This is a genomic window from Pseudomonas putida (genome assembly GCF_025905425.1).
Lineage (GTDB): Bacteria > Pseudomonadota > Gammaproteobacteria > Pseudomonadales > Pseudomonadaceae > Aquipseudomonas > Aquipseudomonas putida_AF.
This window is the reverse complement of record NZ_CP109603.1, coordinates 2126155-2150335: the sequence shown is the minus strand read 5'-3', so window position 1 is coordinate 2150335 and position 24181 is coordinate 2126155. Positions and strand designations below refer to the sequence as shown.

General features: G+C 63.4%; 23 protein-coding genes and 2 pseudogenes. 19 read left to right on the top strand and 6 right to left on the bottom strand.

Going from position 1 to position 24181, the window contains the following annotated elements; translation table 11 throughout:
- Positions 1 to 51 precede the first annotated feature (51 nt).
- Positions 52 to 216 (top strand): annotated as a pseudogene (locus tag OGV19_RS09715) (HlyD family secretion protein); the annotation flags it as partial.
- 57 nt (positions 217 to 273) lie between these two features.
- Here OGV19_RS09715 and fdhE read toward each other — a convergent pair.
- Genes fdhE through fdnG form a run of 4 tightly spaced genes read right to left on the bottom strand, consistent with a single transcriptional unit; the run spans position 274 to position 5759 of the window.
- Positions 274 to 1182 carry a formate dehydrogenase accessory protein FdhE gene (fdhE, locus tag OGV19_RS09710; protein ID WP_264313189.1) on the bottom strand — a complete coding sequence of 303 codons (909 nt, stop codon included), beginning with the start codon at positions 1180 to 1182 and terminating at the stop codon, positions 274 to 276.
- Positions 1179 to 1814 carry a formate dehydrogenase subunit gamma gene (locus OGV19_RS09705; RefSeq protein WP_264313188.1) on the bottom strand — a complete coding sequence of 212 codons (636 nt, stop codon included), beginning with the start codon at positions 1812 to 1814 and terminating at the stop codon, positions 1179 to 1181. The genes fdhE and OGV19_RS09705 overlap by 4 nt, the downstream gene beginning before the upstream one ends.
- The gene (gene fdxH, locus OGV19_RS09700; protein WP_264313187.1) at positions 1811 to 2695 is read right to left on the bottom strand and encodes a formate dehydrogenase subunit beta; all 885 of its coding nucleotides are present in this window, start codon (positions 2693 to 2695) and stop codon (positions 1811 to 1813) included. Before fdxH ends, OGV19_RS09705 begins: the two co-directional genes overlap by 4 nt.
- Before the next feature lie 13 nt (positions 2696 to 2708).
- Positions 2709 to 5759, bottom strand: coding sequence for a formate dehydrogenase-N subunit alpha (fdnG, locus tag OGV19_RS09695; protein ID WP_264313186.1), 3051 nt, complete (start codon positions 5757 to 5759; stop codon positions 2709 to 2711).
- Between the two features lie 757 nt (positions 5760 to 6516).
- Between fdnG and OGV19_RS09690 the strand changes: the two genes are divergently transcribed.
- The 13 genes and pseudogenes from OGV19_RS09690 to OGV19_RS09630 all read left to right on the top strand — a co-directional run.
- Positions 6517 to 7809, top strand: a complete 1293-nt coding sequence (locus tag OGV19_RS09690) for an MFS transporter (protein WP_264313185.1) — start codon at positions 6517 to 6519, stop codon at positions 7807 to 7809.
- A gap of 112 nt (positions 7810 to 7921) precedes the next feature.
- Positions 7922 to 8233: a hypothetical protein gene (locus tag OGV19_RS09685; RefSeq protein WP_264313184.1), complete on the top strand. Its 312-nt coding sequence runs from the start codon at positions 7922 to 7924 to the stop codon at positions 8231 to 8233.
- Positions 8234 to 8281: 48 nt separating this feature from the next.
- Positions 8282 to 8833 (top strand): YbhB/YbcL family Raf kinase inhibitor-like protein, encoded by a 552-nt coding sequence (locus OGV19_RS09680; protein ID WP_264313183.1) that lies wholly within the window; start codon positions 8282 to 8284, stop codon positions 8831 to 8833.
- Positions 8834 to 9383: 550 nt separating this feature from the next.
- Positions 9384 to 10445 carry a 3-deoxy-7-phosphoheptulonate synthase gene (locus tag OGV19_RS09675; RefSeq protein ID WP_264313182.1) on the top strand — a complete coding sequence of 354 codons (1062 nt, stop codon included), beginning with the start codon at positions 9384 to 9386 and terminating at the stop codon, positions 10443 to 10445.
- Positions 10446 to 10524: 79 nt separating this feature from the next.
- A complete protein-coding gene (locus tag OGV19_RS09670; RefSeq protein ID WP_264313181.1) occupies positions 10525 to 10806 on the top strand; it encodes a peptidylprolyl isomerase in 282 nt (93 codons plus the stop codon).
- Positions 10807 to 10870: 64 nt separating this feature from the next.
- Positions 10871 to 12706 carry an extracellular solute-binding protein gene (locus OGV19_RS09665; protein ID WP_264313923.1) on the top strand — a complete coding sequence of 612 codons (1836 nt, stop codon included), beginning with the start codon at positions 10871 to 10873 and terminating at the stop codon, positions 12704 to 12706.
- Positions 12703 to 13761 carry a microcin C ABC transporter permease YejB gene (locus OGV19_RS09660; protein WP_264313180.1) on the top strand — a complete coding sequence of 353 codons (1059 nt, stop codon included), beginning with the start codon at positions 12703 to 12705 and terminating at the stop codon, positions 13759 to 13761. The genes OGV19_RS09665 and OGV19_RS09660 overlap by 4 nt, the downstream gene beginning before the upstream one ends.
- The gene (locus OGV19_RS09655) at positions 13761 to 14777 is read left to right on the top strand and encodes an ABC transporter permease (RefSeq protein WP_264313179.1); all 1017 of its coding nucleotides are present in this window, start codon (positions 13761 to 13763) and stop codon (positions 14775 to 14777) included. The genes OGV19_RS09660 and OGV19_RS09655 overlap by 1 nt, the downstream gene beginning before the upstream one ends.
- A gap of 26 nt (positions 14778 to 14803) precedes the next feature.
- On the top strand, positions 14804 to 15574 hold the full coding sequence (gene hbdH, locus OGV19_RS09650) for a 3-hydroxybutyrate dehydrogenase (protein WP_264313178.1): 771 nt from the start codon (positions 14804 to 14806) through the stop codon (positions 15572 to 15574).
- 56 nt (positions 15575 to 15630) lie between these two features.
- Positions 15631 to 16110: a serine protease inhibitor ecotin gene (gene eco, locus OGV19_RS09645; RefSeq protein ID WP_264313177.1), complete on the top strand. Its 480-nt coding sequence runs from the start codon at positions 15631 to 15633 to the stop codon at positions 16108 to 16110.
- A gap of 69 nt (positions 16111 to 16179) precedes the next feature.
- Positions 16180 to 18138: an acetoacetate--CoA ligase gene (locus tag OGV19_RS09640; RefSeq protein WP_264313176.1), complete on the top strand. Its 1959-nt coding sequence runs from the start codon at positions 16180 to 16182 to the stop codon at positions 18136 to 18138.
- A 37-nt stretch (positions 18139 to 18175) separates the two neighbouring features.
- Positions 18176 to 18451, top strand: coding sequence for a peptidylprolyl isomerase (locus tag OGV19_RS09635; RefSeq protein WP_009686637.1), 276 nt, complete (start codon positions 18176 to 18178; stop codon positions 18449 to 18451).
- A gap of 316 nt (positions 18452 to 18767) precedes the next feature.
- Positions 18768 to 19585: pseudogene (locus OGV19_RS09630) on the top strand (autotransporter outer membrane beta-barrel domain-containing protein); the annotation flags it as partial.
- Here the strand turns inward: OGV19_RS09630 and OGV19_RS09625 are convergent.
- Positions 19582 to 20205, bottom strand: a complete 624-nt coding sequence (locus tag OGV19_RS09625) for a LysE family translocator (protein WP_264313175.1) — start codon at positions 20203 to 20205, stop codon at positions 19582 to 19584. The pseudogene OGV19_RS09630 and the gene OGV19_RS09625 overlap by 4 nt on opposite strands.
- A gap of 130 nt (positions 20206 to 20335) precedes the next feature.
- Here OGV19_RS09625 and OGV19_RS09620 point away from each other — a divergent pair, with 130 nt between their 5' ends.
- Positions 20336 to 21160, top strand: coding sequence for a helix-turn-helix domain-containing protein (locus OGV19_RS09620; protein ID WP_264313174.1), 825 nt, complete (start codon positions 20336 to 20338; stop codon positions 21158 to 21160).
- Between the two features lie 65 nt (positions 21161 to 21225).
- Positions 21226 to 21840 carry a LysE family translocator gene (locus tag OGV19_RS09615; RefSeq protein ID WP_264313173.1) on the top strand — a complete coding sequence of 205 codons (615 nt, stop codon included), beginning with the start codon at positions 21226 to 21228 and terminating at the stop codon, positions 21838 to 21840.
- Here OGV19_RS09615 and OGV19_RS09610 read toward each other — a convergent pair.
- The gene (locus OGV19_RS09610) at positions 21788 to 22513 is read right to left on the bottom strand and encodes a metallophosphoesterase (RefSeq protein WP_264313172.1); all 726 of its coding nucleotides are present in this window, start codon (positions 22511 to 22513) and stop codon (positions 21788 to 21790) included. The genes OGV19_RS09615 and OGV19_RS09610 overlap by 53 nt on opposite strands.
- A gap of 75 nt (positions 22514 to 22588) precedes the next feature.
- Between OGV19_RS09610 and OGV19_RS09605 the strand changes: the two genes are divergently transcribed.
- The 3 genes from OGV19_RS09605 to OGV19_RS09595 all read left to right on the top strand — a co-directional run bounded on the left by OGV19_RS09605 (position 22589) and on the right by OGV19_RS09595 (position 24164).
- Entirely contained in the window at positions 22589 to 23119 is a 531-nt protein-coding gene (locus tag OGV19_RS09605) for a DUF3016 domain-containing protein (protein WP_264313171.1), read from the top strand.
- A gap of 62 nt (positions 23120 to 23181) precedes the next feature.
- Positions 23182 to 23925: a carbon-nitrogen hydrolase family protein gene (locus OGV19_RS09600; protein ID WP_264313170.1), complete on the top strand. Its 744-nt coding sequence runs from the start codon at positions 23182 to 23184 to the stop codon at positions 23923 to 23925.
- Entirely contained in the window at positions 23922 to 24164 is a 243-nt protein-coding gene (locus OGV19_RS09595; RefSeq protein ID WP_264313169.1) for a hypothetical protein, read from the top strand. The genes OGV19_RS09600 and OGV19_RS09595 overlap by 4 nt, the downstream gene beginning before the upstream one ends.
- Positions 24165 to 24181: the final 17 nt, after the last annotated feature.

Sequence of the window (24181 nt, the reverse complement as noted above, 5' to 3'; positions counted from 1 at the left end):
CAAAACCGCCAAGTGACCGCGCCCTGGCTTCTTGAAGCGGGGCGCGTCACAAGCGCCTTCGCGCTGCTGCAGGCAGACAACGCCACCGGCAATTTCGTCAAGATTGCCCAACGGATCCGGGTGCGCATCACCGTGGATGCCGACCAGCCAGCGGCAAAACGGTTACGGCCAGGCATGTCGGTTGTGGTGAGTATTGACACCCGTGAGGCGCAGTAAATCGCTCACCACACCGACCTGGGCAAGGCGTTCGCTACAACGCCGGCGCAGTTCACCTCAACCCGGAAACAGAAAGGGGTTGATGCTGCTACGGGCAAAGCCTTGCCCTTCAAGCTCGGCATCCAGGCGCAACGAAGCCAGGTCGTCGGCGATGGGCTCCAGCGCCGGGTCGTGCTCGTAATAGAAGGCCTTCAGGTAGCTTTCGCAGTCGCCGCAGCTTTCCGCCTTGACCGCGCTGTCCTGACGCTCCAGCGACCAGTAGTCCAGTTTGCCGGTGTGCTCACAGTTGCTGCACTTGACCCGCACCATGTGCCAGCGACTCTCGCACAGCCCGCAATGCAGGTAACGCAGCCCGGCACGCTTGCCGGTGAGGATGACGCTGGCCACCGGCGCGCTGGCGCACACTGGGCAGAACTGGCGATGCTCCCCCACCGCCGCATGCGCATGGGCAGGCAATGCCGCGGCCAGCTGCACGAAGTACAGCCCCAGGGCCGCCCACAAAAACACCGCCTCGCCGCTGTCCACCTCGCCATAGCGACCCTGCAGCAAGTCCTCGGCGCAGGCTTCACGCTGCTCCGCGCTCAGCGCTGCGAGCCTGTCCAGGGCAGCACATACCGGGTCGCTGGCGTCTGCGCGCAGATCCTCCAGCAGATGCTCAAGCGCTTGCTGCCAGTAACGTGAGCGCGGCAGCTGTTGCGCCGACAACGGCGCAGCGACATCTAACCGCTCGACCAGCGCCTGCAGCTCTTCAGCAGGCACTGGGAAGCGCTCCAGCAACCGCTGCTGGGCCTGTGCGACGGTGGCGGCAAACGCCAGATAGTCGGCCTGTTCATGCCCCTGGGCCAACTGGCGCAAACGCGCAGCGCGCTTGGCAAAGTGCTGGCCTGGTTGCGGCAGCAACAAGGCGCTGATGGCGCCCACGCCACCGCTTGGCTGCTCGACCGCCGTCAGTTTGATGCTGCTCATTTCTTCTCACTCTTGCTGCTGATCTGCTGGTACCAGCGGTCATGGTGCGACTTGGCCCAGGTACGCGAGACGTAGCCGGTGATCATGCCGCGGATCGAGCCCTTCACCCAGAACGCCAGGTAAGCGTGGCCGATGATCAGCAAGATCAGCGAAATGCCCGCCAGTGCATGGGTAAACAGGGCAATGCGGATCAGCGGGATGCTGAAGTAGTGGGCAAACCACGGCCGCCAGATGATCACGCCACTGAGCATGAGCAAGGTGATCAGGCCCATGATCCCCCAGAACAGGATCTTCTGGCCGGCGTTGTACTTACCGATGCGCAGCGGCTGGCTGTGATCGCCCGCCAGTACGCGCTTGACGTTGCGAAACCAGATGCCGTCTTCACGTTCGGGCAGGTTGTACTTGACGAAACGCACGAACAGGAACATCAGCACCACGAACACCACCACCCCGAAAAACGGGTGAAGGATACGCGCCAGCTGCGGTGTGCCGAACACGCCGTTGAGCCAGTTCAGCGACGGGAAAAACCACGACAACCCCGACATCGCCACCAGGAAGAAACAGATGACCATGAACCAGTGGCTGGCCCGGTCGATGAAGCGCGTACGCAGAATCAGTCGATCCTTGTTCATACCTGGGTCTCCTTCTCGTCTTCCTCGACTTCGTTGGGGCCAACGCCGATGTAGTGGAACACCGTGCCCGCCAGGGTGGCGAAGAACGCCACGGCGGCCACCGGCTTGAGCCAGCCTTTCCAGCCCTCGATCGCGCTGCTGATGCGTGGGTCCGGGTTGAGCTTGTGGTACAGCTGAGGTTTGTCGGCGTGCTGCAGCACATAGAACACATGGGTGCCGCCCACGGCCTGCGGGTCGTAGATGCCGGCACCGGCAAAGCCTCGGCCTTGCAGCTCGCTCACGCGCTCCTCGGCCTGCACCAGCATGTCGGCCTTGCTGCCGAAGTTGATCGCGCCGGTCGGGCAGGTTTTCACGCAGGCCGGCTCCTGGCCGACACTGACTCGGTCAACGCACAGCGTGCACTTGTAGGCCTTGTTGTCCTTCTTGCTGATGCGCGGCACATCGAACGGGCAGCCGGCTACACAGTAGCCGCAACCGATGCAGTGCTCGGACTGGAAATCGACGATACCGTTGGCGTACTGAATGATCGCCCCTGGTTGCGGGCAGGCCTTCAGGCAGCCCGGGTCGGCACAGTGCATGCAGCCATCCTTGCGGATCAGCCACTCCAGTTTGCCGTTCTCGTCCTGGTGCTCGTCGAAACGCATCAGCGTCCAGGTGTCGGGCGTGAGGTCGGCCGGGTTGTCGTACACACCGACGTTGTGGCCGACCTCGTCACGCAGGTCGTTCCATTCGTTGCAGGCCACCTGGCAGGCCTTGCAGCCGATACAGATGCTGACGTCGATCAGCTTGGCCACCTCGGCCTGGTGATCGCGGGCACGCGGCGCCGGGGTGAAGGCGTTGGTCGCCGAACGGCGAATGATGTCTTGGGATTGCAGGGACATGTGCGTCGCTCCGTCAGGCCTTTTCCACGTTCACCAGGAACGCCTTGTATTCCGGGGTGTTGGTGTTGGAATCACCCACCCCCGGGGTCAGCGTGTTGGCCAAAAAGCCCTTGCGGGTGGCACCCTCAAAGCCCCAGTGGCACGGGATGCCGATGGTATCGACCATCTGCCCGGCCACCTCCAGGCGCTGGACCCGCTTGGTGACCACCGCCTTGGCTTTGATGTAGCCGCGCTTGGTGCTCACCCGCACAAGGTCGCCCTGGGCGATGCCTTTCTCCTTGGCCAGCACTTCGCCGATCTCGATGAACTGTTCGGGCTGGATGATCGCGTTGAGCCGCGAGTGCTTGGTCCAGTGGCGGAACAGCTCGGTGATCGAATAGGTGGTGGCCACGTAAGGGAACTCCTCACGGCTGCCCATGCGCGCGCGGTCGCTTTCATACAAGCGTGCGGTCGGGCTCTTGCTGACATTGGGGTGCAGCGGGTTGGACGCCAGCGGGCTTTCGATTGGTTCGTAGTGCTCAGGGAACGGCCCGTCGTTCATGGCCCCGACCGAGAACAGCCGGCCGACCCCTTCAGGCAGCATGATGAACGGGTTGACGTTGCTGCCCGGCGCGGCGGTGACCGGGAAGTCCGGTACATCGCTGCCACTCCAGCGGCTGCCATCCCAGGCAATGATCTGGCGCTTGGGGTCCCAGGCCTTGCCTTGGGGGTCGGCCGAGGCGCGGTTGTAGAGAATCCGCCGATTCTGCGGCCAGGCCCAAGCCCAGCCCGGCGTGCAACCCAGGCCACTGTCGGCGTTGTCGCGGCGGGCCATCTGGTTACCGGCTTCGGTCCAGGAACCGGCGAATACCCAGTTGAAGCACGCCGTGCTGCCGTCGTCGCGCAACTGGGCGAAGTTGTCCAGCAACTGGCCCTTGCGCAGCACCAGGTTGCCAGCGTCGTCGTGCAGGTCCGCCAGGGCGTAGCCGTTGGACTCCTTGGCGACTTCCTCAGGCTCCGGATCGTAGGGGTTCTTGTAGTCCCAGGCCATGTTCAACACAGGCTCCGGGCATACGCCACCCTCGTTGCGGTACAGCTCGCGCAGCTTCATGAACAGGTGGCCGAGAATCTTGCCGTCGTGCCAGGCTTCACCCGGCGGCGCCGCGCCGGCCCAGTGCCATTGCAGCCAGCGGCTGGAGTTGACGATCGAGCCGTTCTCTTCGGCGAAGCAGCTTGACGGCAGGCGGAAGACTTCGGTCTGGATCGCCGCCGGGTCAACGTCGTTGGACTCGCCGTGGTTTTGCCAAAAGCTCGACGTCTCGGTCGCCAGCGGGTCGATGATCACCAGGAACTTGAGCTTGGCCAAGGCCTCGGCGGCCTTGTTCTTGTCCGGGAACGCCGCGATCGGGTTGAAGCCTTGGGCAATGTAGCCGTTGACCTTGCCTTCGTACATGCGGTTGGAATAGTTGAGTACGTCGTAGCTGTCGTCCCATTTGGGCAACCAGTCGAAGCCCCAGTTGTTTTCCTGGGTGGCTTTGTCGCCCCACAGGCTCTTCATCAGGCTGATGAAAAACTTGGGCGTGTGCTGGTAGTAGTTGACCTGCCCGGGCAGCTGGGCGCTGGGCGTGGTTTCCTTCAGGTAGGTTTCGACCGTGGTCTGGTTGTCGGACGGCAGGTTCATGTAACCCGGCAGGCGTTGCGACAGCAGGCCCAGGTCGGTATAGCCCTGGATGTTGGAGTGCCCGCGCAGGGCGTTGACGCCGCCACCGGCCATGCCGATATTGCCCAGCAGCAGCTGGATCATGCCCGAGCCACGGATCATCTGGGCGCCCGTGGTGTGGTGGGTCCAGCCCAGGGCATAGAGGAAGGTGGCGGTCTTGTCCGGTGCGCTGGTGCTGGCAAGGATCTCGCAAATTTGCAGGAAATCGCCCTTTGGCGTACCGCACAACTCGCTGACCCGCTCTGGTGTGTAACGGCTAACGTGCTCTTTGAGCAGGTTGTACACGCAACGCGGGTGGCTGAGCGTCATGTCGCGCTTGGCGAAGCCCTGCTCGTCGAGTTCATAAGCCCAGGAGCTGCGATCGTAGCGCCGGGTCTCGCTGTCGTAGCCGCTGAACAGCCCGTCGTCGAAGCTGTAGTCGCTGCGCACGATCAGGCTGGCATTGGTGTAGGCGCGCACGTACTCATGCTGAATACGGTCATGGCTGATCAGGTAGTTGACCACCCCCATGAGGAAGGTGATGTCGGAGCCTGCGCGGATGGGCGAATACAGGTCGGCCACCGAGGCGCTGCGGTTGAAGCGTGGATCGACCACGATCACCTTGGCGCCGTTGCGGATCTTCGCCTCGATCACCCATTTGAAACCCACCGGGTGCGCCTCGGCGGGGTTACCGCCCATGATCAGCACGACGTTGGCGTTCTTGATGTCCACCCAGTTGTTGGTCATCGCCCCCCGGCCGAAGGTCGGTGCCAGCGCCGACACGGTCGGGGCGTGGCAGACCCGGGCCTGGCTGTCGGTGCCGAGGATGCCCAGGGCGCGCGTGAAGCGCTGGTCGAGCGAGCCAGTTTCACTGCTGGCCGCAGACGAGCAGAGCATGCCGGTGGACAGCCAACGGTTGACGGTAACGCCCTTGGCGTTTTTCTCGATGAAGTTCGCATCGCGGTCGGCCTTCATCAGCCGGGCGATGCGCTCAATGGCGTGGTCCCAAGTGATGCGCTGCCACGTGTCCGAGCCTGGCGCCCGATACTCCGGGTACATCAGGCGTTGCTCGCTGTGGATGTAGTCCACCAGCCCCGCCCCTTTCGGGCACAGCGAACCGCGGCTGACCGGGTGGTCCGGGTCGCCTTCGATATGGAAGATGCGCGCTTTGGCGTTTTTCGCGCCGTCGCCGAGGCTGTACATGAGGATGCCGCAGCCTACCGAACAGTAGGTGCAGTTGTTGCGTGTCTCTTTGGCACGCAACAGCTTGTATTGGCGTGACTGGCTGGCATTGGCCACCGCCGGGGCAAAGCCCAGCGACACGGTGGTCGCTGCCGCCGCGCCGGCCGTGCAAAGTTTAAAAAATTGTCGTCTGCCAAGTGCCATGGGCATCTCCTCATCTAGGCCCGGTTCAGTACCAGGCGAACAGGCGTTACTTATCAACGGGTGTTATCGGCAAGTCGTTCTAATTCGGTGACAGGCACAAATCAGGGGCAATAGAAATCTGCAGCGCGTTAATAAGAACGCAACTTCTTGGCAAACACTAAATTGACCGTGGTATCACACGTTAATCAAAGGCGGCCCTTGCAGGCCGCGCCCGCCATTGTAGTGGCAGGATGACGCAGGGACCAATTGACCGGGTTGATCGCTTGATCAGTTTTATCGATCAACAAACTGCTATGGCCATTAATTGCACTTCTGTATTGATCCAGGTCAATAAACGGCCGCTGCATGCCGATAAAACAATGAATCAATACGACTAAAGTTATTTTTTCTTACAAATTATTATTGGCAGGGTCCATTGAGGCTGCAGGCAGCCACGCCCTGCGGCGTCTCGTCGCAGGGCAATGCCCCTTGGGCAAATCGTTGCAAGCACGTAGAATCGCGCTTCCTTTTCGCCCGTCGCCTTGAACGGTGGCAACCGGCAGCAACGACAGAGTCCGTGCCTGAACACATGACCGCACATGTGAAATAGGCTCAACCCACCCCGCCCGGCCCAGTTCCCTCACGGCCCAGCGGTTGAGTCTTGCCCAGGTCGCATCCATCCCAGGCACATCCGTGCAGCCTCTTGGCCCCTTGTCGGGCCGATTCGGCGTGCGCGTCCGAAGAGGCGCTCATTCCGCTCATCCACCTTGAGGTACGTATGTCTCCGCGTTTGCTGGCCATGGCGCTGGCGCCCCTGCTCGGGCTGTTCATCATTGCCCTGGGCAACGGCTTCATGTCTTCCCTGACCACCCTGCGCCTGGGCGCTGCCGGTGAATCGGCAACCACCATCGGTATCGTGTCGTCGAGTTACTTCATTGGCCTGACCCTTGGCGCGATCTTCAATGACCGGCTGATTCTGCGCATCGGCCATATCCGCGCCTACACCAGCTTCGCCTCGCTGATCGCTGCGACCATTTTGCTGCAGGGTCTGTTTTACGACACAACCTGGTGGTCGATCTTGCGCCTGATCAATGGCTGGGCTGCGGTCGGCGTGTTCCTGGTGATCGAGAGCTGGCTGCTGCTGGCCGGCGACGCGAAGATCCGTGGTCGCCTGCTGGCGCTGTACATGATTAGCTTCTACGGTGCTGGCGTTATCGCCCAGGCAGGCCTTGGCGAAATCACCGGCCTGGGCGATACCGCGCCGTTCATGCTCGCCGGCATGCTTGCGGCACTGTCGGTGCTGCCGATCGTGATCCTGCCACGGGTATCACCGCTGCTGGATCAGGTCGAACCACTGAAACCGCGCCAACTGCTGGGTGTGGCACCGTCGGGCCTGGTCGGCTGCTTCGGTTCGGGCGTGGCGATTGCCGGCATTTATGCCCTGCTGCCGCTGTATCTGCAGCGCATCGGCCTGGACGTGGGGGAAGTCGGCAACATGATGGCCTGGGTGATCCTGGGCGCTATGCTGCTCCAATACCCGGTGGGTCGTTGGTCTGACCGCAAAGACCGCCAGGACGTGCTGATTGCCCTGGCCGGGCTGTGCGTGGTGCTGTCGTTGATCACCGTGTTCCTGCCTTCTGAGTCTTCATTGCTGCCCGCGATGCTGTTCCTGCTGGGGGGCGGCGTGTTCGCCCTGTACCCGGTGGCGGTCAGCCACGCTGCCGACCGTGCACCGTCCGACGCCTTGGTACCCATGATCCAGGGCTTGCTGTTGATCAACTCGCTGGGCTCGGCACTGGCGCCACTGGCGATTTCGCCGATGATGACTTCGTTTGGCGAGGCGGGGCTGTTCTGGGCCTTCGCAGTGGTCAACCTGGGCATGGTGAGCTTCTTCCTGTGGCGCCGTGGCAAGCGCCCGGCGGCGGAGCACCCGGCCCCCTTCACCGCCTCGACCACCTTCTCGCCCACCGGCGCCGAGCTGCGGGTAACCGAAGACCTGATGCATGCAGCGCAAGAACACCCGCCGCTGGAGCCTGCGGAGCATAAAGTGCCACGCCCAGAGCACAGCTGAACCCCTGGGGCTGCTGTGCAGCCCCTTTTCTTGACCACCCGTCGCCCAGAGGGCACCGCGCCGTCCCACTCCAGCCAAACGAATGACAGATCATCCGCACTGGAGATTCACCATGATCCGCATTCGCCCCCTCACGCTGTGCCTGGCCCTGGCCATGGGTGCCATCTCCGGCACCAGCTTCGCTGCCACCGAACCCACCAACACCGACAGCCGCCCACAAACCGACCAATCCGGCGGCAAGACGGCCGGTGACGGCAGCAGCGTCAACAGCCCCGGCAGCGGCCAGGATAACGACAGCAGCAATACCGGCAGCGATACCGATGCCGCAGACGGCGCCAGTGGCGGCAGCAACAGCACGGGCGAAGCCACAGGCTCCGGTGCCGGCTACGACGGCGGCACCGCCGAGGACCAGGACAGCCGTTGAGGCCGGCCTGGGCTACACTGCGCCCCATCGCCCTGCCAAGGAATTGCCATGAACGTCAAACCCTGGCTGCTCGCAGCCCTGCTGCCACTCAGCGCACTGGCCGCAGGGCCGGGCTCTGGCGCCTTGTCGATCAGTTCATCCTCGTTCACCGACGGCGGGGTGATTGCCCTGCAACAGGTGGGGCCTGACCCGGCCTGTGGTGCCGGCGAAGCGCGCACCCCGCAGTTGAGCTGGGACAACCTGCCAGCAGGCACCCAGTCCTTGGCGCTGGTGATGTTCGACCCCGACGGCGGCAAGGGCCTTGGGGTGGTGCACTGGGTCGCCTACAACATCGACCCGGCCCTGGACGGCTTGAAAGAAGGCGTAGCCGGGCAAACCACCCCCGCCTTCACGGTGGGGCGCAATTCCCGTGGGACCGCCAGCTACCGAGGCCCCTGCCCGCCCGCTGGGGATAACCCACATCACTACACACTGACGTTGATCGCCACCGACCTGGCACCCGGCATCCTGCCAGCGGAGCTCGACCGCAATGGGCTGCTGGAATTGCTGCAAGGCCATGCCTTGGGCGGGCAAACCCTTGTAGGGCGCTATGGCCACTGACATTAGCCACAATGATCGCCCCCATAGCATTTACCCATTGAACGCCGCGCCTGATCTGAAGTAAGCTCGGGCTCATTCACTGGAGAGCAACATGCCGAAACACACCTGCAATCACGCCAACAACACCGGTCGCACCCTGCGCCCTGTGCTGGCTGTTGCCGGTAGCATGGCCCCTGCCAGCTATTACTTTGGGTATTGGTTTAGCCACTAGGCGCCGCTGATACCCACACGGCGCCCACTTTCGAGGGCCGCCGAACATGAGAATACTCAAACCCCCGGTCGGCTCCCCGACCGGGGGTTTTGCTTTTCAGGCCTTTGAACATTACCGATTTACGTTGAGGACACATTCATGAACTACGCCACTTATTACGACGCAAGCACCTATGCCTGGCGATTTAGCCAATCCCGTTCGGGCCAGCCTGCCGCCTCCGTTCGGTCGTCCTTCAAGGGTGGCAACGCTGCAGACAACACACATTCAACGATCTGTCGAACACCTCGATAGGGCCGACCGCGCGGGCCAGAACCCGCCGTCCGCCCAGGGAAAAACGCCATGCACGCCTCGAACCTCGCCCTGCCCCTGACCCAACCGCAAGCCGCCAACACCACCGTCAGCCAGCGTCTGCCCAGCCCCCATCTGCTCAAGCAGCAAATGCCGCTGTCCACCGAGCTCACCCAGCAAGTCCATGCCCATCGTCAGGCCATCCGCGCCATCCTCGAAGGCCGCGACGAACGCCTGCTGGTGGTGGTCGGCCCTTGCTCGATCCACGACCCGCGCTCGGCCCTGGAATACGCCGATCGCCTGGCCGCGCTGAGCCGCGAGGTGGATGACAAGCTGCTGCTGGTGATGCGCGCCTACGTCGAAAAGCCCCGTACCACGGTGGGCTGGAAAGGCCTGGCCTACGACCCGCACCTTGATGGCAGCGACGACATGCATGCCGGCATCGCCCTGTCCCGTGGCTTGATGCTGAACATGATCGAGCGCGGCCTGCCGATTGCCACCGAACTGCTGCAACCGATGGCCGCGGGCTACTTCGATGACCTGCTGGGCTGGGCCGCCATCGGCGCACGCACCACCGAGTCGCAAGTGCACCGCGAAATGGTCAGTGGCCTTGCATTGCCGGTGGGCTTCAAAAACGGCACCGACGGCGGTATCGGCATCGCCTGCGACGCCATGCGCAGCGCCGCCCACCCGCACCGCCACTTCGGCATGGATGCGCAGGGCCATCCGGCAATCATCGAGACCCTGGGCAACCCCGATACCCACCTGGTCTTGCGGGGCGGCCACCAAGGCCCGAACTACGATGCGGCAAGTATCGCCCAGGCTCGCCAGGGCTTGGCCAAGGTGGGCTTGCAGGCGCGGATCATGGTCGATTGCAGCCATGCCAACAGCGGCAAGGACCCGGCCCGTCAACCCGCAGTGTTCGAGGACGTGCTGGCCCAGCGCGTGGCCGGTGACCGCTCGATTGTTGGCGTGATGATCGAAGGGCACCTGTTCGATGGCTGCCAGGCCTTGGGCAAAGGCGCACTCAAGTACGGCGTGTCGATCACCGATGGCTGCCTGGGTTGGGCATCGACTGAAACACTGTTGCGCGAGGCGGCACAAAAACTGTAGGCAGTCGCCAACATGCCTTGCGAGACATTTCCCGAACAAGTGCGCTAGGCTTGCGTTTTTACCCTAAGGAGCAGTACCCATGGCACGTGCCACCGCCCGCCACATCCTGGTCAGCAGCGAAGACAAATGCAACGAACTCAAAACCCAGATCGAAGCGGGTGCCGATTTCGCTGAAGTCGCCAAGGCCAACTCCACCTGCCCATCCAGCCGCCAAGGCGGCGACCTGGGCTCGTTCGGCCCGGGCCAGATGGTGCGTGAGTTCGATACCGTGGTCTTCAGCGCGCCGCTGAACGTTGTCCAGGGCCCGGTGAAAACCCAGTTCGGTTATCACCTGCTGGAAGTGACCAGCCGTCAGGACTGATACCAGGTTGTTCCTCAGGAACGACTCAACCTCTGCAGCAGCACCCTGGTGCTGCTGCCGGGGTTTGTATCGCCTGGGCTGGCTGGCATTGATCCTGTGCCTTCCCCCTAACGCCCACGCCGCACCTACCCACGCCTTGACCGTCTACGGCGAAGCCCCTCGCTACAACGAAACCTTCCGCCATTTCGACTACACCAACCCCTACGCCCCCAAGGGCGGCATGCTGCGCCGCTCGGCCCTCGAGATCGGCCAGTTCGACCATATTCTGCCGTACATCGACAAAGGCATCGGCGTCAACGAAGTCGATGGCTGGCTTTACGCGCCATTGGCCGTGCGCGCGTTCGATGAACCCTACACCGTCTACGGCCTGATTGCCCGGCGCATGGAGCGTGGCCCCGACGATGCCTGGCTACGTTTCGAAATCGACCCACGCGCCACCTTCGCCGACGGCAAACCGGTGCGCGCCGAAGACGTGCGTTTCACCTTTGAGCTGCTGATGAGCAAAGGCAGCCTCAAATACCGCACCCAGTTCGCCGAGGTCACTGGGGTGACTGTCGAAGGCCCCCACCGCGTGCGCTTCGACTTCAAGCAGCCCCACGGCCGCACCCTGCCGCTGGACCTGGCAGGCCTGCCGGTGCTGCCCGAGCATGACTGGCAGCAGCGCGATTTCGCCAACGGGGCCGGCTTCGACAAACCGGTCGGCAGCGGCCCGTATCGCATTGGCCGGATCGACAATGGCCGCAGCATCACCTTTGAACGTAACCCGACCTGGTGGGCCAAAGACCTCCCAGTCAGCCGCGGCCGCTACAATTTCGACACGCTGCGTATCGAATACTTCGGCGACACCGAAGTGGCGCGGCAAGTGCTCAAAGGGGGCGGCTACGACTATAACCGCGAGTTTTCCGCCACGGCCTACACCCTCGGCTACAACGGCGCGCAGCTGGACGACGGCCGCCTGCAGCGCGCTCACCTGGGCCCGGCCAAGCCGCAAGTGGCGCAGGGGTACGTGTTCAACCTGGACAAGCCGCCGTTTCACGACCGCCGCGTGCGCCAGGCGCTGGGCATGCTCTGGGACTACGAGTGGAGCAACCGGCAGATGATGCGCAACCTCTACATCCGTCAACAGAGCGTGTTCTCCAACACCGCGCTGGCTGCCCGCGAACGGCCGGACGCGAGCGAGCTTGAACTGCTGGAGCCCTTGCGCGGCCTAGTGCCGGATGAGGTCTTCGATCAAGTATTCACGGCCCCGGTCACCGATGGCACTGGCATTATCCGCGCGCAACAGCTGCAAGCGCTGGCTTTGTTGCAGCAAGCCGGCTGGCACCCCGAGGGCGACCGCCTGGTGAACGCCCAGGGTGAGCCGCTGGAATTCACCTTCCTTAACGGCCAGGCTGGCCTGGAACGCCTGCTGCTGCCGTGGAAGCGCAACTTGGCGCAGATTGGCGTGACCCTGAACATCCGCAATGTCGACTCGGCCCAGTACGTCAACCGCCTGATGGCACGTGACTACGACATGATCGTGACCGGCTACCCGGTCACACTGTCGCCGGGTGCCGAGCTGTACAACTACTTCGGCTCGGCAGCGGCCCACGACCCTGGCTCGAACAACCTGATGGTGCTCCAGGACCCCGCCGTGGACAGCCTGATCGATGGCCTGGTGCGCGCCAGCACTCAAGCCGACATGCTGCGCCACGCCCATGCCCTGGACCGCGTGCTGCAGTGGAACTACTACTGGATCCCCAACTACTACCCACCCGGCAGCTCCACCGCCTGGTGGAACCGCTTTGGCCTGCCCAAGGTGCAGGCCGCCTATGACGAAGGCCTGGACACCTGGTGGGAAGTCAGCCCTACCCCCTTGACCAACACGCAGATGGCCGAGCGCCTGAAGGCCTCACCATGACGGCCTACATTGTGCGTCGCCTGTTGCTGATCATCCCCACGCTGCTGGCGATTTTGCTGGTCAATTTCGCAATCGTCCAGGCCGCGCCGGGGGGGCCGGTGGAGCAAGCGGTGGCGCGCTTGCAGGGTATCGGCGGCGGCGCACCCGGCGCCCGTGCCGAGGTGGCGCATGGCGAGTCGCGGGCTACCCGTGGCCTGGACCCAAAACTGATCGAAGCGATCAAGCACCAGTACGGCTTCGACAAATCAGCCCCCGAGCGCCTCTGGCTGATGCTCAGCCAGTACGCCCGCCTTGACTTCGGCCAGAGCTTTTTTCGCGGGGCCAAGGTCACTGACCTGATCCTCGACAAACTGCCGGTCACCTTGTCGCTGGGTTTCTGGGCCACACTCATCACCTACCTGGTCTCGATCCCGCTGGGCATCCGCAAGGCCGTGCGCCACGGCAGCCGCTTCGATGCCTGGAGCAGCGCGCTGATCGTGATCGGCTATGCCCTGCCCTCGTTTCTGTTCGCCTTGTTGCTGATCGTGTTGTTCGCCGGTGGCACGTCGCTCAACTGGTTCCCCGTGCGTGGCCTGGTGTCGGAAAACTTCGACCAGCTCAGCCTGCTGGGCAAGGTCGCCGACTATTTCTGGCACTTGGTGCTGCCGGTCGGCGCACTGGTGATCGGCGGCTTCGCCACCCTGACGCTGCTGACCAAGAATGCTTTTCTCGATGAGATCTCCCGCCAATACGTGGTCACGGCCCGGGCCAAGGGGCTGAGCGAACGGCGCGTGCTCTACGGCCACGTGCTGCGCAATGCCATGCTGTTGGTGGTGGCCGGGCTGCCTCAGGCGCTGATCACGGTGTTCTTCGCGGGGTCGCTGTTGATCGAAGTGATCTTCTCCCTCGATGGGCTTGGGCGGATGAGCTACGAGGCGGCCGTGTCGCGTGACTACCCGGTGGTGTTCGGCACACTGTTCATCTTCACCCTGGCGGGTTTGTTGATCCGCCTGATCGGCGATGTGTGCTACACCCTGCTCGACCCACGCATCGACTTCGACACGAGGGCCAACTGATGCTCTCGCCCGTTTCGCGCCGCCGCCTGCAACGCTTTCGTCGCAACCGCCGCGGCTGGGTTTCGCTGTGGCTGTTCGCCGCGCTTTTGCTGCTGAGCCTGGGCGCGGAGCTGGTAGCCAACGACAAACCCTTGCTGCTGGGCTACAAGGGTGAGCTGTACACCCCGGCCCTCAAGCGTTACACCGAGCAGCAATTCGGCGGCCAGTTGCCGTTCCAGCCGGACTACCGCAGTGCCTACGTGCGCCAGTTGATCGAGGGCCAAGGCGGCTGGATGCTGTTTGCACCGATCCCATTCAGTGCCGACACACCGAACTACGACCTGCAAGTGCCAACCCCCAGCCCGCCCAGCGCGAGCAACTGGCTCGGCACCGACGACCAGGGCCGCGATGTGCTGGCCCGGGTGCTGTACGGCACCCGGGTGTCGCTGCTGTTCGCCTTTGCCTTGACCGTGGTCAGCGTGCTGATCGGCGTAACCGCCGGGGCCTTGCAGGGCTACCACGGCGGTTGGGTCGACCTGCTCGGGCAGCGCTTGCTGGAGGTCTGGTCGGGGTTGCCGGTGCTGTACCTGTTGATCATCCTCAGCGGCTTTGTCGAGCCTGATTTCTGGTGGTTGCTGGGGATCATGGCGCTGTTCTCGTGGCTGGCCCTGGTAGACGTGGTGCGTGCCGAGTTCTTGCGGGGGCGCAACCTGGAGTACGTGAAAGCTGCGCGGGCGCTGGGGTTGCCAGACAGCCAGGTGATGCTGCGGCACATCCTGCCCAATGCCATGAATGCCACGCTGACCTATGTGCCGTTCATGTTGACCGGGGCAATCACCACCTTGACCGCGCTGGACTTCCTGGGCTTTGGCATGCCGGCCGGCAGCGCCTCGCTGGGTGAGTTGGTCACCCAGGGCAAACAGCACCTGGAGGCCCCCTGGCTTGGATTTACCGCGTTTTTCGCGCTGGCGGTGATTCTGTCGCTGCTGGTGTTTATCGGCGATGCGCTGCGCGAGGCGTTTGACCCGCGTGGTTAATGCACTATCCCTGTAGGAGCACCCGCATGACCCTCAAAGGCAAGACTGCACTCGTCACCGGTTCCACCAGCGGTATCGGCCTGGGCATCGCCCAGGTGCTGGCCCGTGCCGGAGCCGACATCCTGCTCAACGGTTTTGGCGACCCGGCACCGGCGATGACCGAAATTGCCCGACACGGCGTAAAGGTCGCCCATCACCCCGCCGACCTGTCCGACGTGGCACAGATCGAAGCGCTGTTCGCCATGGCCGAACGTGAGTTCGGCGGCGTCGACATCCTCGTCAATAACGCCGGTATCCAGCACGTGGCGCCGGTGGAGCAGTTTCCGGTCGAAAGCTGGGACAAGATCATCGCCCTGAATCTTTCGGCAGTGTTCCACGGCACCCGCCTGGCCCTGCCCGGCATGCGCGCACGCAACTGGGGGCGGATCATCAATATCGCGTCGGTGCACGGGCTGGTGGGCTCGACCGGCAAGGCCGCCTACGTGGCGGCCAAGCATGGCGTGGTCGGCCTGACCAAGGTCGTGGGCCTGGAAACCGCCACCAGCAATGTCACTTGCAATGCCATCTGCCCTGGCTGGGTGCTGACCCCACTGGTGCAAAAGCAGATCGACGATCGCGCCGTACAGGGTGTCGAGCCGTTGCAGGCACAACAGGCGTTGCTGGCCGAGAAGCAGCCTTCCTTCGCCTTCGTCACCCCCGAGCACTTGGGCGAGCTGGTACTATTTCTGTGCAGCGAGGCCGCAAGCCAGGTTCGCGGTGCCGCCTGGAATGTCGACGGCGGCTGGCTGGCCCAGTGAGGGCCGGCGTAGATCTGGCACGGGTCTCGCACCTATTCAACTGCAAGGAGGCCTTCATGCGCCCAACCCCACTGTCCGCGATCCTGACCTTGACCCTGGCTGCTGCCGCTCCGGCAATGGCCGCCAGCCTGAAGGACGTCGCGCCCTATCCCGAGGCGGAAAAAGGCTACACCCGGCAGGTCATCCACCTGCCAGCCCAGGCCGATGAATCGGCCTACAAACTGGAAATTCTCGCAGGCAAAACGCTCAAGGTCGACTGCAACCACCAGCGCCTGGCCGGCAGCCTTGAGGAACGTACCCTCGAAGGCTGGGGCTACAACTACTACCGCCTGGACAAGGTCGGCGGCCCTGCCAGCACACTGATGGCCTGCCCGGATGGCAAGAAGACCGACGCCTTTGTACCCGTGGTGGGTGAAGGTTTCATGCTGCGCTACAACAGCAAGTTGCCGGTGGTGGTGTATGTGCCCAATGATATCGAGGTGCAATACCGCGTATGGTCGGCCTCGGCAGAGGTGCAAAAGGCTAAAGTGGAATAACAAGGCCACTTAACACCGGCGGTGGAGCAGCCTTGTGCTGCTCTTACCCCCAACAACGGGAGGTTCGCCATGAACGACGTACTCTGGAGCCCCTCCACAGCACAGATCGAAGCCAGCCGGATGGTTGCGTTCCGCCGCTGGGTCAATCTGCGCTACAACCTCGAATTGAACGACTATCAGGCACTGCACCGCTGGAGCATCGAGCAGCGGGCAAGCTTCTGGCAGAGCCTTGCCGAATACTTTCATGTCATCTGGCAACACCCGCCGACCCACGTGTTGCGCGAAGGGCCGCAGATGGCCGATGCCCAGTGGTTCGTCGAGGCCACCCTCAACTACGCCGAACACCTGCTGCGCCGGCGCGACGACCGCCCGGCAGTGATCGCCGTGCGCGAAGACGGCCAGCGCCGGGTGCTGACCCATGCGCAATTGGCCGCCCTGGTCGCGGGGCTGCAACGGGCGTTCGAGGCCGCCGGTGTCAAACCGGGCGACCGCATCGCCGCCGTAATGCCCAATACCTGGGAAACCCTGGTCGCCATGCTGGCTTGCACCAGCCTCGGCGCGGTCTGGTCCAGCGCTTCACCCGAATTCGGTGTGCACGGCATCATCGACCGTTTCGGTCAGATCACCCCCAAGCTGCTGATTGTCTGCGCCGGTTACCACTATGCCGGCAAGGCCATCGATCAGGTCGACAAGGTCAACCAGGTGTGCGCCCAGTTGCCAGGCCTTGAGCAACTGATCGTGGTGCCCCATACCCGCAGCGCGACACGCGCCGACGAATTCCACGCGGCCCGTGTCGACCTGTGGGAGGGCTTTTTCCAGCCCGGTGGCGTGCCTCGGTTCACCGCGCTGCCGTTCGATCACCCACTGTGCATCCTCTACTCCAGCGGCACCACCGGCGTGCCCAAGTGCATCGTCCACCGCGCCGGTGGCGTGCTGCTGCAGCACCTCAAGGAACATGGCCTGCACAATGAACTCAAGGCCGATGATGTGCTGTTCTACTACACCACCTGCGGCTGGATGATGTGGAACTGGCTGGCCAGCGGCCTGGCCGTAGGCGCCACACTGGTGCTGTATGACGGCTCGCCTTTCCACCCTGGGCCAGAGCGGCTGCTGGACCTGATCGACGCCGAGGGCATCCACGCCTTCGGTACCAGCGCCAAGTACCTGGCCGCACTCGAACAGGCAGGCCTTGAACCTGCAAGCAGTCATCGGCTGGACAGCCTGCGGCTGATCCTCTCGACCGGTTCGCCACTGTCGCCGCACAGCTACGACTACGTTTACCACAAGGTCAAGACCGATGTGTGCCTGGCGTCCATGTCCGGCGGCACCGATATCGTGTCCTGCTTCGTGCTGGGTAACCCGACCCTGCCCGTGCATCGCGGCGAAATCCAGTGCAAAGGGCTGGGCATGGCGGTGGAGGTCTGGAATGCGCAGCGCCAGAGCGTGTACGACGAAAAAGGCGAGCTGGTATGCCTGCAGCCTTTTCCGTCCATGCCGCTGGGCTTCTGGCATGACCCCGACGGCAGCCGTTACCATGAAGCTTACTTCAGCCAGTTTCCAGGCGTCTGGGCCCAGGGCGACTATGCCGAGCAACGCGCCAGCGGCGGCATGGTCATCCACGGCCGCTCCGATGCCGTGCTCAACCCTGGCGGGGTGCGCATCGGTACCGCAGAGATCTACCGCCAGGTGGAAAAGGTCGAGCAGGTGCTGGAAAGCGTCGCCATCGGCCAGGACTGGAAAGGCGATGTGCGCGTGGTGCTGTTCGTGCGTCTGCAAGATGGCCTGCAGCTAGACGACGCCTTGCGCCAACGCATCCGCCAGGTGATACGCCAGTACACCACGCCGCGCCATGTACCTGCGGTGATTGCCCAGGTCAGCGACATCCCGCGTACCATCAGCGGCAAGCTGGTGGAGCTGGCGATTCGCGATGTGGTGCACGGTTTACCGGTGAAAAACACCGACGCACTGGCCAACCCCGAGGCGCTGGAGCAGTTCCGCGACCGCAAAGAGCTGCGCGATCAGGCATAATAGCGCCCTTTTTTTTACCCCGAAGCACAGGTGCCCCATGAAAGCTCAAGCCCGCCACATCCTGGTCAAGACCGCTGACGAAGCCGAAAAGCTCAAGCAGCGCATCGCCAATGGCGAGGCTTTCGATGTGCTGGCGAAGAAGTTCTCCACCTGCCCGTCGGGCAAGCGCGGCGGTGATCTGGGTGAGGTGCGCCCCGGCCAGATGGTCGGCGCCATCGACCAAGTCATTTTCAAAAAACCGCTGCGCGTGGTGCATGGGCCGATCAAGAGCAAGTTCGGCTACCACTTGGTGCAGACCTTCTACCGCGACTGAAACCCCAGGTGGCCACCAGCCACCTAGCATTATTGCCAGTTGTTCAACGCCCGGCATTTCCCTACAACTCCGGCAGGACCGAGGCGGCACGTGCAAGTGCCGTTCCAGGTAGTGGTCCCCTTCCAGAGGACCCGGAGACCTGCCGATGCGTTATCACCGTTTGCGTTCACCTGCCGCGCTGCCACTGCTTGTCCTGCCCTCGCTTGGCTACCCAGCCTCATTGACCGTCTTGCCCGGCGAAACCCTGGGTGCGGTCGTACAAACCCAGCAAATCGATACCTTCACCATGACCGGCGGCACGCTCCAGTCATTGAACCAGGGGCAAGGTTTCGATGATTTACAATTGCTGGCCGGCCAAGGGGGCTACCCGCCAGTTGGGGCCAGGCCTATGGCGGTTTCAAGGTAGGTCAGGACCTGTATGCCAAGGTCAATGACAACGACTATCGCCAGCATGTGGGCCTGTACGTCAGCCACAGTCGCCTGGAAGCCGACGTCAAAGGTTTTGCCCTGGCGGTGGAAAACCGCAGTGTCGGTGACCTGAAACTCGATGGCGATAGCGTCGGCGTTTACTGGACGCTGGTTGAGCCACAGCGTGGGTACCTGGATGCTGTGCTGCAGTACACCGACCTCGATGGCCGGGCGCGCTCCAACCGTGGCGACAAGTTGAACCTCAATGGCCATGCCTGGACCGCTTCGCTGGAAACCGGCTACCCCATCGCCTTGTCGCAACGCTGGACCTTGGAGCCGCAAGCCCAGTTGATCGCCCAGAAAGTCTCGCTGGACACCGCCAGCGACAGCGTCTCGCGCATCAGCCACGACGCCCAGGTGGAACTCACCGGGCGCCTGGGTGCACGCCTTGCAGGCACCTTCACTGGCACCAGCGGGCGTCTGCTGCAGCCGTATGCGCAGGTCAATCTGTGGCATGGCGACGGTGGCCGCGACACCTTGACCTTCGATGGCATCGACAGAATCAAGACCGACTACCGCTACACCTCGGTGCAACTCGAAAGCGGCGTGGTCGCGCAAGTCAGTGAAGCGCTGAGCCTGCATGGCGGGGTGCAGTACAGCACCAACCTGGACAGCCGCCAGCAGGAAGCCAGCGGCGTCAACCTGGGGGTTCGCTGGCAGTTCTAGCGGCGGGCCGCCAACAGGCCAAGGCCAGCGCAGCCAAGCAAGGAGGCGCTGACCCGGTTGAACATCCGGCGCGGCCCTGGTTGGCTGAACCAGCGCTGCATGTAAGCGCCCAAGCCTGAATAAATGGCAATGGCCGCCCACTCAAGCAGCAGGAACAAAACGCCCAACCAGAGGAACTGCTCGCTCACCGGGGTGGCGCTGCCGACTGAGATGAACTGCGGCAGGAAAGCGGTAAAGATCAGGATGGCCTTGGGGTTGCCCGCCGCCACCCAAAACTCCTGCCGCGCCAGGCGCCAGGTGCCGCGTGGGTGATCATCCGCCACCACCGCCTCGCCCACGGGTGCACGCCACAGTTGCCAGGCAATGTAGAACAGGTACGCAGCGCCAATCACCTTGATGGCGAGGAACAGGTATTCACTGGTATGCAGCACCACCGCCAGGCCCATGGCCGCCAAGGCGATCATGCCGCTGAAGGCGACAATGCGCCCGCCACCGGCCACGCAGGCCGTGCGCAAGCCATAGCGGCTGGCATTGTGCAACGACAGCAGGTTGTTGGGCCCGGGCGCCATGTTCAGGGCGAAGCAGGCGGGGATGAACAGCAGCAGGCTGGCAAGATCCATTATTGTTTTCCTCTGACATCAGGCGCCTATTTCGACTGCAGACGCACACGGGGTCAAGCTACAGCCAGGCGAAAAAACTGTATGGGTCACCTGCAACTGTTAAGCTTTTGCCCTTGCCGAGGACCCCTTCATGCCCCGCTCACAAGCCGCTGTTTGGCGCGATGCTGCCCTGCCCTTCGTCGAAAGCCGCCGCGCGTGCCACAGCCGCGCCTGCTACAAGGCCCACAGCCATCCGACCTTTTCCATGGGCGCGGTGGATGCTGGCTTCAGCCTGTTTACCGGCGCAAGCAGTGGCCAGCAACGCCTGACACCCGGCACCCTGGTGATGGTCCCGGCAAGGCGTGTGCACGCCTGCAACCCAGAGCCTGGCCAGGCCTGGAGCTACCAGATGCTGCATGTGGATGCCGACTGGTTGGCGCAGCTGCGCATAGAGTCCGGGCTGCGGGGTGCACAACCTGGCGAGCCGGCCCGTATCAGCCGCGCTCCCGAGCTGTACCGTCAATTTTGCGTGCTGAACGCGCTGCTGTTTTCCAGTGCCAGCCCTGGCGAGAAAGAGGCGGCGCTGATTGCCTTCCTGGGGGATCAGGACTTCTGCATGTATCCGATGCTGGAGGCGGAACCCGCACTGGGGCCCTCCATGCTCAGTGGCCTGGTCGAACAGATCGAGGCAGAGGACCCTGCACAATTGAGCCTTGCGTTGCTGGCCCGTGATACAGGCCTGGGGCGTTATCAGTTGATCCGAGCGTTTCGCACCGCGACCGGGCTGACACCCCATGCTTACCTGATCAATGCCAAGGTCAATCGCGGGCGCCAACTGCTGAACCAGGGCCAGGCGTTGGCCCAGGTTGCCTACCAGCTCGGGTTTGCCGACCAAAGCCACTTTCAGCGGGTGTTCAAGGCCCACGTGGGGGTAACGCCCGGGCAGTACCGAGGCGGTTCAAGCCCTGCGCAATAATCTTCAATACGCGCCCCATGCCCGACGCCAGACTGCGGCTTTCCCCTGCCAGAGTCGTCGCACCCATGGAGCAGTTCCTGATCATCGCCCTCGCCCACTTCCTTGCCCTGCTTTCACCCGGGCCGGACTTTTTCCTGGTTGCACGCACCTCGATCAGTAGCGGTTGGCGCACCGCCAGCGGCGCGTGCCTGGGTATCGCTGTGGCCAATGGCGCCTTCATTGCCATGGCGTTTACCGGGCTGTCGATACTGCGCGAAGGCAGCACGTTGTTTATCGCCTTGCAACTGGCCGGCGCGGCCTACCTGCTGTATATCGGCAGCCAGTTCTTGCGGCATGCGGGCCACTCCAGCCTGGCTGCGGTCGCTGGCAACGGGGCCATGCAGGGTTGGTGGCACAGCGGTGCGATGGGCTTTGTGTCGGGCATTCTCAACCCCAAGAACGCACTGTTCTACGCCAGCCTCGCCAGCATGGTCACCAGCAGCAGCGTCGGCTGGAAGGTGGCCTATGCGAGCTGGATGTTCAGCATCGTGCTGCTCTGGGACTTGCTGGTAGCCGTGGCCATCGGCAATCAGCGCGTGTTGCAGCGTTTCGCCCGGACCCTGCCCTGGCTGGAACGGGCCTCGGGCGTCATGTTGATGCTGTTGGCCGGCGCATTGATCGTGCACCTTGCTCGGGGCTGACCAGTTCAAGGGTCGCCAGGTCGATCAGGCTGAAATGGCCACTGGCCCAGCCACCGGTGTCCAGGTGCCAGACATTGCCCAGCTGCTTGACCTCAAGCACGGGCGTGTGCCCGACCAGCAAGGCACGGATGCCTTGCACGGGCCGGGTGTCGCCCACCTTCAGCCGGCGCCGCGACCATTGGCAGACCTCACGCACCTCGGGGTCGTCATCCCGTTCCAGCCAGGTACGCAACACGGACCAATCGGCAAACGGGCTGTCGGCATGCAACAGGCCGATCAGGCCCGATGCACTTTCGACCTCCATGCCGATCGGCAATTGCTCGAAGCGTTCGACGAAGCGCGCCTGCTCCCTACTGGGCAGTTCGAGAAACCAGCCTCCACCGGCCGCGTAGTACATCTGAAGGTCGAGCCGGCCGCCGCGCAGGTAGGTAATCGCCAGCGCCTCATGGTTACCTTGCACCGCATGGAACCAAGGGCAGTCCAGCCACGCCAGCGCCGCTTGGCTGAGCGGGCCGCGGTCGACCAGGTCGCCGACGCTGAACAGCCGGTCCACCGCTGGGTTGAACCCGACCGCTTCCAGGCACCGGACGAGGCGCCCGAAGTGCCCGTGGATATCCCCTACTGCCAGATCGCGCCCCTGGGTATTGGCGGCTATCCGTCGAAACCGGCTCATTACAATCTCCCTCTGCTGGGGCGCCCATGGCAGGCGTAGAATGGGGGTACACGCAAACCGCCCCGGAGGTGCATCATGCGTACCGCCCTCGTGTGTGCCGTGCTCATGGCGCTGTCATTGGACAGCATGGCACAAGGCGCCCCGGCCGCGCAGGTCGAGGTGCGTTTCGACCATCCCGAAAAATTCCGCGATGCCAGCCTCGACAGTGCCGGGTATGAGCGCGGTGCCGATGCCTATGTCATGAAGACCCTGACCGAGTACCTGCAGAAACTGGGCAAGCGCTACTTGCAAGCCGACCAGCAACTGGTGATCGACATCCGCGACATCGACCTGGCCGGGCGTTTCGAGCCTTGGCACAGCCGTGCCTACGACGTGCGCTTCATGCGCGAAATCACCTGGCCGACCATCGACCTCAGCTACACCCTCAACCAACCCGGCAAACCCGCCCAGCACGCCCAGGAGCGAGTCAGCGACAAGATGTACCTCAGCCGCCCAGGGCGCGTGACCAGCAGCAGCGACCGCCTGTATGCCGAAAAGGCCATGCTCAACGACTGGTTCCGCCAGCGCTTCGCGCCGCATCCGGCGTCCTTAACAATCCTTCACTAGTACAGGTGTTGCCGCCGATAGTAAGCTCGGCCTTTGGACCTGTACCAGGGAAGGATGTGTTGATGAAACTCTGCGCCGTGCAACTGGCGTCGCTCAAGGGCGACGTCCAGGGCAACCTCGAACGCCACCTCCATTGCATCGAGCAGGCGGCGGCGCTGGGTGCCGAGCTGGTGGTGTTTCCTGAACTTTCATTGACCGGCTACGAACCGACCCTGGCCCGCCAAGCTGCTTTGCCCCTGTCATCGTCGCGGCTCGACCCGCTGCAGGCGCTGTGCGATCGACATGGCCTCTCGGTTGCCGTGGGTCTGCCGTTGCCAACCCCTGACGGCATTCGCATCGGCATGCCAATCCTGAGCCCGCGTGCGCCCCGTCAGGCCTATGCCAAACAGCGCCTGCACAGCGATGAACTGCCCTACTTCGTCGCAGGCGATCAACCCTTGGTATTCGAGCTGGACGAGCTTCGGGTGGCGCCTGCCATCTGCTACGAGTCGATGTTCATCGACCATGCGGCAGAGGCGCGCGCGCAGGGTGCGCAGGTGTACCTGGTGAGTGTGGCGAAAACCGCCAAGGGCATTGGTGAAGGCTACGAACACTACCGCGAGGTCGCTCGCACGCTGGGCTTGAGCGTACTGCTGGCCAACTGCGTCGGGCCAGCCGATACATTCGTTGGCGCAGGCGGGTCTGCGGCATGGGATAGCCAGGGGCGGCTGTTGGCCAGCCTGGATGACAGCTGCGAAGGCCTGATTGTGCTGGATACCACCAACGACAGCGCGACTGCCGTAGCGTTGAGGACGTTCCCTGCGTGAAGTATCTGTTGTTGACGCTGGCGAGCTACGCGTCCATTCATTATCTGGTCGGGCTATTGATCCAGGGTCAGTTGGCCGATATCGCCGAGGGCCTGCGCCATCGGCCCGATGCGCCGACGCCTGGCGAGTACCTACGCGAAGTCAGGCCCCATGCGCGACGGGCCCACCGGCAGTACACCTTGATGGCCGGGTCAGCGCTGGCGCTGGTGGCCTGCCTGATCGCCAGCTGGGTCGGCTGACTGACGCGAGCAAGCGC